Below are 12,269 nucleotides of genomic sequence, written 5' to 3'. Positions count from 1 at the left end.
CGTTCCCACAAATTGTAACACACATCTTGCAGAAAGCCTTTTCAAACACGTTTTAAAAGAACTTCAGAACATCCTCCAACTCTCTGCGTCTCGGACGGCTGGGCTCCTCATCAGCTTTTCCTACAGCAATAACGGAAACAATGGTTTCACTTTCCGGAATAGAAAGCATTTCGCGAATTTTATCCCCATCCCGAAGTCCCATGATCAGAGTGGAAAGACCAAGCTCTGTAGCTTTCAGAATCAGGTTTTCATTCTGAAGACCAAGGTCATAACAGCCCCATCCATTTCCAATCTCATTATCCGGAGTGCCGTCTGTCTGGAAACCGGCACGGTTATGTACGAAGGTAGTGACAATCAAAGCTGCATGCTCAGTTTTTACATCGTTATTCGCGTAACACAGGCATTCTTTACGAAGCTTCTGACTCATATCCTCGGATAAAACACAGTAATAACGACCGGTTTCTGTATTCTTCCATGATGGCGCTTCCAAAGCGACCTGTACAAGCTGCTGTATCTGCTCTTTGGTAACGTTTGTATGGGAACTGTACTTACGCACAGATCTTCTGTTCTCAATAAGTGTCTGAAATTCCATGAAAAAGCCCCCTTAAAGTATGTTTTGGCTGTATTTTAGCATAATTCATTGGATGTGAAAAGTTAAAATTTTTTGTAACCTTTCTCCCTCTTTATTTGTATAATTAGTGAAGGTACCCGATACAAGAAAATAACAGACCGCTGCTTTTCATACTGATCAGCAGCCAGAGGAGTTCTCATGAGACAACCAGTTCAACAGCTGATCCAGCTCTACCAGAACAATCTTTTCACCGCAGCGTTTAATATCTGTCAGAATCAGATGGATGCGGAGGATGCTGTTCAGGAGACGTTTGTTCAGTATTACACCAGTAGAAAAGAATTTGAAAATGAGCAGCACATCCGGGCATGGCTCCTTCGTGTGGTTATCAATAAGGCGAAAAATATAAACAGGACTTTCTGGAAGAAAAATAAATGCTCTCTGGAGGATTATATGGAAACTCTTTCTTTTCCAGATTCCCAGTCAAGAGATTTGTTTGAAGAGGTAATGAAGCTTCCGGACAAGTACCGCATTGTGATTCACTTGTTTTATTACGAAGATTATCTCGTCAGGGAAATAGCCGAAATCCTGAAGCTTTCAGAAAGCAATGTAAAGGTTCGGCTTTCCAGGGGAAGAGCCTTGCTTAAGGATTCTTTAAAGGAGGAATGGGAAAATGACGAATGGTGAAAAATATAAAAAAGCTTTTTCCGTATTGCAGACTTCAAAGGGCTCATTACAGGAGGTTGAAAATATGGCAAAATTACAGAAAAGAACAAAAATGAAAACTGCAGCTGCAGTGATTGCAGGCTGTATTATCCTTGGAGGAACAGGTACTGCATATGCAGCGAATGTTGGAGGTATCCAGCGCACGGTTCAGATATGGCTCCATGGCGATCAGACGCAGGCGACCTTAGATGTTTCCAATGACGGTACTTATACCATGGAATACTATAATGAGGATGGCACACTTCAGCAGACCGGTGGCGGTGGAGTATCTATTGATGCTGACGGAACTCAGCGCGCCCTTACAGCGGAAGAACTTATGGAAGAAATTAATTCCCCGGATGTAGAATATAAAGATGATGGAAGCGTATGGGTTTATTTTCACAATCAGAGTATTGACATTACCGACAAATTTGATGATAATAATGTTTGTTTTGTAAAGGTTACAGATGGAAAAGAGACATTCTATTTAACGGTGAAATATAAGAATGGGTACACTTTTTCAAATGATAAATATATAGAACCGTAGAGCATTTTTCAAATACGTTCTAAAGCGTTTCGCAGGCGTGGAACAGCTGACTTTGACTTTCATATATGGTGCTGTCACCGACAAGTCTGTTTGGATAAATGAATTAAGCAAGGATGGCGAGGGGCAAAGGTCTCTCGCCTGATTTACGTAAGGGGGATGAATATGATTTATGAATTAAAAGAAACGGGCAGAGCCACTGCTCTTTTTGCAGGCTGGCAGGATAGTGTAGTCTGGTCCGCATTGCAGGGAGTGATGGGAAAAATCTATGTGGATTCTCTGGAAAAACCGGAGAGTGGTGTTGTTATGCTTGGGGATTTCTGCTTCCTGAGTGGAAAACCAAAATCAGAGATCATTTCCGGAGCTTTGACAAACAGTGCATCAGAGGAAGTGATTCTGGTTCCGCAAAATGATGACTGGGCACAGATGATTGTGGAATGTTACGGGGAGAAGGCAGAGAAAGCGATCCGTTATGCAATCAAAAAGGAACCTGGAATCTTTGATTTAAAGCAGCTTCAGAAGGTAGCACAGAGTTTGCCAGGAGAGTATGAGATGAGACTGATCGATCAGGAGCTTTTTGAAATTTGCAGAGATACACAGTGGAGTAAGGATTTGACAGCAAACTACGAAAGCTATAGTCAATACAAAGAGTATGGACTTGGTGTTTGCATTTTAACGGGCGGGGAAGTAGTCGCCGGAATTTCCTCTTATTCTGGTTATGGCAGAAGAAGTGACGAGAATCTTGGATGTCATGGTGGAATTGAAATTGAGGTAGTAACCCGTGAGGACTACCGGAGAAAAGGTCTTGCATATATCGGAGCGGCGCGGCTGTTTCTGGAGTGTGACAAACGCGGGCTTTATCCAAACTGGGATGCAGCCAACAAAATGTCAGTAGGACTGGCAGAGAAACTGGGGTATCATTTCAGTCATGAGTATGTGGTTTATAAAGTGAAAAAGTAAGTTGCGGCGAACCTGGAAGTATGGTAGAATATGAAAGACTGAAACGAAACATTATATAATTGTGATTTTTGTTATAAAAAAGCAAAGAAAACACTCATAATAGAAGAAAATTGTCAATTGATTGAAAAAGCAGCGGAAGCATTCAGCTGAAAGAATGGGATGTAAGGCCGCTTTTTAGTGGAAGTAGGAGAACTTATGACTGGATTTAAGAAGCTGGAAAATAGTTTAATAGATGTAATAAAGGAAGAACAGGCTAAGCTTGGCTTTAAGGAAGAGAAGATTCACTTATATTATCCGCTATCTTCCCTAAATCATTTTTTTTCTGTGCAGGACAGTGCAGAAGAAATGTTGGCTCGTCTGCAGAATCTGCCGGAAGAGCTGACTTCCAAGCTGGGAAATGTGGCGGTGTCTCATAAAGGGGACAGATTCTGTTTTTATATTCCGGAGCCTGGAAGCGTTTATGTGCATGAGAATATGAAAGAGAATGAATTTATCAAAGTGCTCATCGAACTGGTTCAGAAGCATGACTGCACAAAGGTGAAATTACTTGACCTGTTTACTTCTTACTGGGAAAAAACAGAAAGTCAGGAAATGGACAATGGAGAATTTGATTTCTATATCCGTTTCCTGGATAAGGCAGATGATACCTATTATTACTGCTTTAAGGATGAGGGATTCCATTTCATTTATCACAGATTTCTGCCAGAGGATTATGAGGATTTTGGATTTTGAACAAGCGTAAATCTTGACAAACAAGAAAACTTGTGCGTATATTGTTAAAAAGCTATTGGACAAAACATATTTTTTAACAGAGTTTAAGGGGGAAACGAAAATGGATTTGAAAAACTATTCAACAGGTGTTCAGCATATTGGAATTCCAACAAATGATATTGATAAAACTGTAGATTTTTACCATAAACTGGGTTTTGAAACAGCTTTTGAAACAGTTAATGAAGAGGCGGACGAGAAGGTTGTATTTCTGAAGCTTGGAACTCTGGTTGTAGAAACATATGAGAATCATGCAGCAGTCCTTCGGGTTGGTGCAATTGATCATGTTGCACTCGATGTTAAGGATATAGAAGAAATTTATCAGTACATTAACCAGGCTGGTTTGAATACCACACAGGACAGTATTCATTTTTTACCATTCTGGGAAAATGGAGTAAAGTTTTTCACTATTGAAGGACCGAACAAAGAGAAGGTTGAATTCAGTCAGTACTTATAAAGGATATTTATAACAGGAAGCCGGTACATTGCCTGAAACAATGTACCGGCTTTTATAAGGTGGATGGAAAAATGAAAAAGTTAAAAAAATGGTTTCTGAATCTTTCAATTCAGAGAAAATATCTGTATTGTACACTAGGCATTACGTTGGTTGTGCTTTTGGCAACCAGCTTTTTCCAGTTTATGTCTGCATCTGAAATTGTAACAGAGCAGACTGTGAAACAATCGGCAGGAGTGATTAATGAGCTGTCTGTTAATCTGGATCATTATTTCGATATGGTGGAAAATTCATTTGAGTATATCGCGAATAATAGTATTGTACAGGCAGAACTGGAATCAGATGAACCATATAAATCTGACGGTTCCGAGCTTTATTCTTATTATTCAAGGGCAGGTCAGATCAGACGTCTGCTGCTGCAGGGATATACGAGCATATATATGAATGATATTCAGCTGTACGGATATAATGGTGCAAACCATCTTCTTTCCAATGACAGAGGAATCAATGAAGAAAGCTCCGAAATTTCCTGCACAATGGCAGAAAATGCAAATGGACGTTGTGTTTACTATAATGCAGCGGACGAAAATCTGATTTATATGGCTAAACAGATAAAAGATGTATTGACTATGGAACCTCTTGGAGTTTTGCGGGCTTCTATAAAAATCAGCTATCTGAAGAAAATGACGCTTACAGCACAGGAGTCCCTGTTTGCTCATATATTTTTACTGGATCAGGATAACAACATTCTGCTGGAAAGTGTCGGTGAAAATAAAGATTTGAAGGATCAGAAATGGGTGGATCAGATTAATGGAAATTCCGGAAACCTTCGGCTTAATCTGGACGGGAAAGCTTACAATCTCGTTTACCAGACAAGCTCAGATACAGGACTTACGGTTGTGGGAATGATTCCTACCAGCTTTTTGCAGAAAACGGCTAGGGAACTGGAAAAAACCACTGTGTTGTTAATCGGAATCAGCATTCTGCTATGTGTATTTCTTGCAAATATTATGGCGCGTGGAATTACAAGACCTATTGAACGAACCAGTAATGCCATGAAAAAATTTGCCAAAGGAGATTTCTCAGTGCGCCTCCCGGAAGAACGAACAGATGAAATCGGAGCGATGAATTCTGTTTTCAATCAGACGATTGAGAAGATTGAAAAGCTGCTGAAGCAGATCGTCGAGATGGAAATGGTAAATAAAGATATAGAATTTCAAGCATTGCAGGCACAGATCAATCCGCATTTTCTTTACAATGTACTGGATACCATTAACTGGATGGCTAGAAAAAAAGGGGAAGAAAATATCTGCCGGATGGTAACTGCAATCAGCAATCTTATGCGGGCAAGTATTAGTAATAAACGAAGCATGGTACGTGTGAAAGAAGAATTGAAATACATTGAAGACTATCTTTTTATTCAGGAAACAAGATATGGAGATAAATTTACTTCGTATATTGAGGTAGACGAGGAACTGAACGAACTGGAAATTCCTAAGATGGTAATACAGACGCTGGTTGAAAATGCGGTCGTTCATGGAGTTGAAAATGCCACCTGGGACTGCTTCCTCTATATTTCAGGAGAAGTTCAGGATGGTATAGCAGTATTCAAAGTAAAGGATGACGGTGTGGGAATATCTGCAGAAAAGCTGAAAACCCTTATGAACATGGAGGAAGAGCCGGAACATAAGGCAGAAAGAACACATACGAATCTGGGCATTTATGCAGTGCAGAAACGTCTGGAATATGTATATCACGGAAAAGCAAAAATGACGATCACATCGGAACAGGAGAAGGGAACTCTGGTAGTGCTGGAAATTCCTTTGAAAAAAGCGAAGGAGATTATGGAAAATGGAACTTCAGGTAATGATATTGGATGATGAGTATATTATTCTGGATGGCTTGTGTTCTTTTCCCTGGTCTGATTATGGATATCAGGTAGCAGCTACTGCGAAAAATGGTCTGGAGGGACTGGAAAAGCTGGAGCATATAAAGCCGGATCTGATTCTTACAGATGTTCGGATGCCCGGAATGGATGGTCTGGATTTTGCGGAGCGGGCTCACGAGATGTATCCGGATACGGTTATTGTAATCCTGACAGGTTACGACAGCTTTGCCTATGCTCAAAAAGCAATCACTATTGGCGTGAAGGAATATCTGCTGAAGCCAATTGACTATGAGGAATTAAAAAATATGGCAGCCCGGCTTGCAGAAGAGATACATGCAAAAAAAGATGAACAGCAGGAGGTTCGGGATTTACAGAAATATTTTAATCAGTCTGTACCAGAGCTGAGATCTAAATTTGCAGGGAATCTTCTCTATGGAAGGATCCAGGGAAAAGGTGTGGTGCAGGAGCAGGCGAAATCCCTTAAGCTGACCATCGAAAAATACATTGTATGTGTTGGAAGAAAGGTAGTTGGGGAAAAACAACTTCACGAAGGCGACAAATGGATTGAAGAATTTGCCTGTATTAATATTTTTGAGGAAATTTTCAACAATTACAACATACAGGTGTTGAGTGATTATAATACGGCTACAGCTGAGTATAACTTCATACTTTTGTTTGCGAAAGAGGAAGAAAATCAGAAATGTATGGATCTTGCACTTCAGGCCTGTGGAAAAATTCAGGAAGAAGTGGAACGGTATCTGAAGGCATATATGAATTTTGGAATCAGTGATATTTCAGAAGATGAGTATCAGGCAAATGCCCAGTACCGAAAAGCCCAGAAGGCCTGCAGACAGTGTATTTATCTTGGAGCGAACATTATTCTGAAATATGAAGACCTGCAATATGAAGAACAGAAGGATTTTGTAATTACACCGGGAGAAAGAATGCATTTTATGATGACTCTGTTTCAGGAGAGCTTCGAAAAAGCGGAAGATGAATTGCGTCAGCTGTTTGCCAAAGCACCGGAGGATGGGGAGGCTGTAAAATTTGCAGCAATGGATCTGCTGTTCGGATGCATGAAGTTTCCGTACACCTGTGCAGTAGACAGTGAAATACACAATAAAAACTGGAATTTTTCTGTATTGCAGGATGGAGTAAAGCGTATTTCCCAATGTGAAACTACAGAAGAAGTTCTGACCTGTATGTTTAATCTGTTTGGGACTTTGATCAAGCAGAATACAGAAGGCTCAGATGAACGAAACCAGAAACTGGTTCAAAGTATATTATCATACATTGAGAAAAATTTTGCTACAGATATTTCAATGGATGATCTTACAGAAAAGTTTCATGTAAGCCGAACCTATATCAGCCGGCTTCTGAAGAAATATGCAGGAAAAAGCTTTCTGGAATATCTGACAGATGTGCGTTTTAAGCATGTGGAGAAGCTGATAGCAGATGATCGCTATAAGCAATATGAAATAGCAGAAATGGTAGGATATAAGGATTTCGGATATTACATTAAGGTGTTTAAAAAGCGATACGGCATTACCCCTAATGAGTTCCGTAAACATATCTAAAAGCAATGGGAGATTTGTGCACAAAAGGAAACTGTGTACAAATCTCCCATTTTTACGTTTATTTCCAATTGTTTATAAAAGCACCAGAAGGTAAAATAAAATCATCAAAAGCGAGGAAACCTAAAATAAAAGGAGGAAAATGAAATGAAAAAAATGAGAAAAATGGTATCTCTGGCGTTGACAGCAGCTATGACAGCTGGTCTTATGACAGGAATGGGGGCGTTAACAGCTTCAGCAGACAGCGAGAGAACCAAGATTACTGCACTGTTAAAAGGAACGGAATCAACAGAGCAGTTTCAGACCTTTGACTATCTTCTAAAAAACTTCTGTGACGAGAAAGGCCTGGATTATGAAATTGAACTTGTAAACGATATGCAGGACTATTTCACAAAGCTGCAGATGTACATCAACAGTGATACACTTCCAGACATCTTTGGATGCCCGAATGGAACACTTTCTGCAGCCTGCAAGGATATTGATGCTCTGGTTGATGTAGGTGCAGAGTTAGAGAGAAACGGATATGCAGATAAATTAAACGGAGCAATTCGTGATTTCCTTACCGATGCAGATGATGGAAATTTATATTTGTTCCCACAGGGATTGTACTGCGAATACTTTATGTATAGAAAAGATATTTTTGAAAAATCAGGAATCACAGATGCTCCTACAACCTGGGAAGAGTTTGAAGAGGACTGCCAGAAAATCGCAGATCAGGGTGAGATTCCGGTAATCGTAGGTGGCTCTGATGCATGGCAGCTTATGAGATATCTTTCCTTCTCTCCATGGAGAGTAACAGGTCCTGAATTTATCCAGGGATATCAGGCAGGAACAGATTCCTTTAGTGAGAACGAGTCTGCAAAATATGCAGTAAATCTTCTTTCTGATCTTGGAACAAAAGGATATTTTGAGCCTGGATTTGCAAGTGTAGACTTCACATCCGCATGCAACCTGTTCTTCGGTGGTACAGGAGCAATCTTCTATACTGGTTCCGGACAGATCAGCCTGGCAGAAGAAATGTATGATAATGGAGAACTTGGATTCTTCCCGGTACCGGATACAGAAGGAATGGACAATATGTCTACAAATGTACCGATTCATGCTGGATTTGCAGAAGGATTCAATAAGGCTACATATGATGATACAATGCAGGAATTCTTTGACTACATGTGCGAGAACTTCTCAGACGCTTGCTACACTCAGGCACATGTATTCTCTCCATTTAAAGAAGATTCTCTTCCAGAAGGACTTCCGCAGCTGTACTATGACACTCAGCCAATGTTCGAGAACGCAGAAACAGCATGGACTTCCTGGGATGATAAACTTGATTCTGATGTGCTGACTAAAATCGTTGATGAACAGCAGAAACTGGCACAGGGAATTACCACACCAGATGAATTTATTGAAACCTGTGATTCTTTTGTTAAATAAAGAATTTTAAGCATGCAGGAATGAGACTGGCGGATTAATCGTCAGTCTCTTTTAAAGAAAGAAGAGGAGGGAATCTTATGCAGAAAGCATTTGGAAAAAAATCAGTAATTTTCATGTTCCTTTTTCCTGCATTCCTTATCTATACTGCATTTGTTATTGTGTCCATTGTATGGGCAGGCTATTACAGCTTTTTTGACTGGAGTGGTGTAGGCGAGAAAGTATTTGTAGGATTTAAGAATTATGCGGAGCTTTTAACCCAGGATACGGTGTTCCGCTCTACAGTATGGCATACGATTATTTATACCATTATCAATGTGGCAATTCAGGTATTTGGAGGTTTGTTGTTTGCAATCCTTCTTTCCAGAATCAAAAAAGGAAGAGTTGCTTTACAGACCTTGTACTACATTCCGGTAGTAATTTCATCTGTTGCAATCTGTCAGATTTTTACAAAGCTGTTTTCTGTAACACCGATTGGAATCATAAATCAGATTTTATCATTTGTGAATCCTTCATTTAAGTTCATGGAGTGGATATCAAATCCTCAGATTTCTTTGTATGTAACAGCATTTGTAGAGGCTTATAAATATCTCGGTCTGTATATGGTTATTTTCTATGCAGCACTGATCGGAGTACCGGATGAACTGGGTGAGGCAGCATTGATTGACGGAGCAGCAGTATGGCAGGAATATCTGTATGTAAAAATCCCATACATCAAACCGGTTATCATTGCAAACTGTCTTCTGGTATTAAATGGATCCTTAAGATCCTTTGAATTCTCATATCTGCTGACACATGGCGGACCTGGAAATGCTTCTGAGCTTATGACAACTTACATGTATAAACAGGCATTCAGCAGTATGAAGTATGGATACGGAAGTTCTGTAGCCATTATGATCGTAATCATTTGTATGGTAGTTGGTTTATTATTCCGTAAATTTTCAGGAGAGGGGGAAGATGAATGAAAAAGAAAAAAGTTTCCATTTCAGGTATTATTAAATGGGTCATTGCGTTACTCCTGGTTATTATGCAGGTGTACCCCTTCTTCTATGTATTTACCTCCAGCTTTAAATCCCTGGATGATTTCAGAAAGCTTCCGGCATATGCACTTCCATCTAAGTGGGTATTAACAAACTTTATTAATGTTTTTACAAAGAGCCATATGCTGACTTATTTTAAAAACAGTATTATCGTTTTGATCGGTGTATTAGTTCCATTACTTTTATTTGCGCTGATGGCTGGATTTGCACTTAGTAAAATTAAATTCAAAGGAAGAAAAGTAATCCTGAACTATTTCCTGCTTGGATTAATGCTTCCTATGCAGGTTGCCTTGATTCCCTTGTTCAGTATCTTTAATAAAATGGGACTGATCAATACATATCCGGCAATTATTTTACCGCAGATTGCATTTTCATTGTCCTATTCCATCCAGCTGTTTTATTCCTTTAACAAATTCTTCCCGGAGGAAATGCTGGAAGCAGCTATTATTGACGGATGTTCTCCAATGGGCTGCTTTTTCAAAATGGTAGTTCCAATGTCCTTGAACTCTATCATTACCGTAGCTACCATGCAGGCTGTTTTCTGCTGGAATGAATATATCAATGCTTATACATTTACAAGATCAACAGATATGAAAACAATTACACTGGGTCTGAATGACTTCGTGGGAAGTATGGGACTGACTGACTGGGGCGCAACCTTTGCGGCAATAACAGTTACAGTACTTCCAGTATTTATTTTCTATTTCTTCAGCAGCAAGAAGATGCTTGCAGGTATGACAGCCGGTGCTGTGAAGGGATGAGTATTTAAATAAAATTTACAGATTAAGGGCAGATATATGCCTGTAAAGAAAAGGAGAATATATTATTATGCAGAAATTATACTATCAGTTTCCGGAAACCTGGTTCGGCGATTGTATGCCATTCGGACATGGGGATAAATTCTATTTATATCATCAGAGAGATACCAGAAAACCGGGACCATTTGGAGAGCCATTTGGCTGGGATTTAGCAACAACCTCGGATTTTGTTCACTACGAAGACTGTGGTGTGGCAATTCCAAGAGGAACTGACGAAGAGCAGGATCAGTTTATTTTCGCAGGAAGCGTTTTTGAAGCAGAAGGACAGTATCATATTTTCTACACTGGTTACAACCGTGATTATCCAGCTCTTGGAAAACCGTCTCAGGTACTGATGCATGCATATAGTGATGATCTGGTTACCTGGCACAAAACTCAGGATGCTCTTACCTTTACCCCACAGGAAGGCTATGATCCAGATGACTGGAGAGATCCATGGGTGATCCGTGATGAAGAAAATGATCAGTACTTACTGATTCTTGGAGCAAGACTGCAGGGACCGAAAACAAGACAGACAGGAAGAACTGTTAAGTTTACATCCAAGGATCTGAAAAACTGGAAGTTTGAAGGCGATTTCTGGGCACCGGATCTTTATACCATGCATGAAATGCCAGACCTGTTTAAAATCGGTGACTGGTGGTATCACATTGTGACTGAATACAGTGACAGAAGCAAAATGGTTTACCGTATGAGCAAGAGCCTGAATGGTCCATGGATCGCACCGAAGGATGATGCATTTGATGGCAGAGCTTATTATGCAGGACGTACTTTTGAGCTGAATGGACAGAGAATTCTGTTTGGATGGGTTGCAACGAAAGACAAAGATGATGATGACGAAAACTTCATCTGGGCAGGAACCTTTATGGCGCATGAGGTATACCAGAAAGAGGATGGTACTCTTGGTGTAAGAATTCCGGAAACAGTATGGAATGCTTTTGACAAAGAGGAAAAGAAGGATGATTTCGTTATCGATACACCAACTAAGAGTTCAGAAGTAGTTGTTGGAAGAAATACCGGTGACATTTTCAAATTCGAAGCAGATGTGGAATTTTCTGAAGGCACAAGAACATTTGGCGTGAGATTTTATGAGGACGAGGACAAAGCAGAATCTTACCAGTTTGTATTTAATACTACAGAGAACCGTTATGTATTCGAGAAGAAACCGAACTGGCCATGGCCAGCAAATCAGAACATCGGACTGGAAAGACCGCTTGATCTGATTCCTGGAAAGAAATACAATATCCGTATGATCGTGGACGATACAATTGCGACAATTTATGTTGATGGTGTGGCTTTGAATGCACGAGCATACAAGAGACCAGGAGAAAGCTTATCTTTATTTGCGTCAGAAGGAAGTCTGAAGGTTACAAATTGTAAGGTGACTACCGGGCTGAAGAAATAAGTCGCAAAAAGGAAATTTTTAAGGCTTCATTAAACAGATACATAATTTTATAAAAAAGTCATAGGGTATCATAAGAGATATTGTATAAGTTCCAAATCTTATGATACCCTTTTTATGGAT

12 protein-coding genes are annotated in these 12,269 nt (G+C 39.9%); 11 read left to right on the top strand and 1 reads right to left on the bottom strand.

What is annotated here, in order from left to right; translation table 11 throughout:
- Positions 1-52: 52 nt before the first annotated feature.
- A complete protein-coding gene (locus AB5642_RS02910) occupies positions 53-592 on the bottom strand; it encodes a nitroreductase family protein (RefSeq protein WP_148461505.1) in 540 nt (179 codons plus the stop codon).
- 177 nt (positions 593-769) lie between these two features.
- Between AB5642_RS02910 and AB5642_RS02905 the strand changes: the two genes are divergently transcribed.
- From AB5642_RS02905 to AB5642_RS02855, 11 genes are all read left to right on the top strand, one after another.
- On the top strand, positions 770-1,255 hold the full coding sequence (locus AB5642_RS02905) for an RNA polymerase sigma factor (protein WP_118577634.1): 486 nt from the start codon (positions 770-772) through the stop codon (positions 1,253-1,255).
- Positions 1,256-1,319: 64 nt separating this feature from the next.
- Complete coding sequence (locus AB5642_RS02900) at positions 1,320-1,820, top strand: hypothetical protein (RefSeq protein WP_226814881.1); 501 nt, start codon at positions 1,320-1,322, stop codon at positions 1,818-1,820.
- A gap of 162 nt (positions 1,821-1,982) precedes the next feature.
- The gene (locus AB5642_RS02895) at positions 1,983-2,777 is read left to right on the top strand and encodes a GNAT family N-acetyltransferase (RefSeq protein ID WP_118577632.1); all 795 of its coding nucleotides are present in this window, start codon (positions 1,983-1,985) and stop codon (positions 2,775-2,777) included.
- A gap of 195 nt (positions 2,778-2,972) precedes the next feature.
- Positions 2,973-3,509, top strand: a complete 537-nt coding sequence (locus tag AB5642_RS02890) for a DUF3877 family protein (protein WP_118577631.1) — start codon at positions 2,973-2,975, stop codon at positions 3,507-3,509.
- A 100-nt stretch (positions 3,510-3,609) separates the two neighbouring features.
- Positions 3,610-4,002, top strand: coding sequence for a VOC family protein (locus AB5642_RS02885; RefSeq protein WP_118577630.1), 393 nt, complete (start codon positions 3,610-3,612; stop codon positions 4,000-4,002).
- A 71-nt stretch (positions 4,003-4,073) separates the two neighbouring features.
- A complete protein-coding gene (locus AB5642_RS02880) occupies positions 4,074-5,879 on the top strand; it encodes a sensor histidine kinase (protein ID WP_118577629.1) in 1,806 nt (601 codons plus the stop codon).
- Positions 5,851-7,464 carry a response regulator gene (locus AB5642_RS02875; RefSeq protein WP_118577628.1) on the top strand — a complete coding sequence of 538 codons (1,614 nt, stop codon included), beginning with the start codon at positions 5,851-5,853 and terminating at the stop codon, positions 7,462-7,464. Before AB5642_RS02880 ends, AB5642_RS02875 begins: the two co-directional genes overlap by 29 nt.
- Positions 7,465-7,608: 144 nt before the next feature.
- Positions 7,609-8,892, top strand: a complete 1,284-nt coding sequence (locus AB5642_RS02870; protein ID WP_368371448.1) for an ABC transporter substrate-binding protein — start codon at positions 7,609-7,611, stop codon at positions 8,890-8,892.
- A gap of 77 nt (positions 8,893-8,969) precedes the next feature.
- Entirely contained in the window at positions 8,970-9,854 is an 885-nt protein-coding gene (locus AB5642_RS02865; RefSeq protein ID WP_118577626.1) for a carbohydrate ABC transporter permease, read from the top strand.
- Positions 9,851-10,690, top strand: a complete 840-nt coding sequence (locus AB5642_RS02860) for a carbohydrate ABC transporter permease (protein ID WP_118577625.1) — start codon at positions 9,851-9,853, stop codon at positions 10,688-10,690. The genes AB5642_RS02865 and AB5642_RS02860 overlap by 4 nt, the downstream gene beginning before the upstream one ends.
- A gap of 67 nt (positions 10,691-10,757) precedes the next feature.
- A complete protein-coding gene (locus AB5642_RS02855; protein ID WP_173715739.1) occupies positions 10,758-12,149 on the top strand; it encodes a glycoside hydrolase family 32 protein in 1,392 nt (463 codons plus the stop codon).
- Positions 12,150-12,269 lie beyond the last annotated feature (120 nt).

It is taken from the genome of Ruminococcus sp. 1001136sp1_2201st1_G3_2201SCRN_220225, assembly GCF_040924365.1.
Lineage (GTDB): Bacteria > Bacillota > Clostridia > Lachnospirales > Lachnospiraceae > Blautia_A > Blautia_A faecis.
Note: the sequence above shows the minus strand (reverse complement) of the source record. Positions and strands in the feature narration are given on the sequence as shown.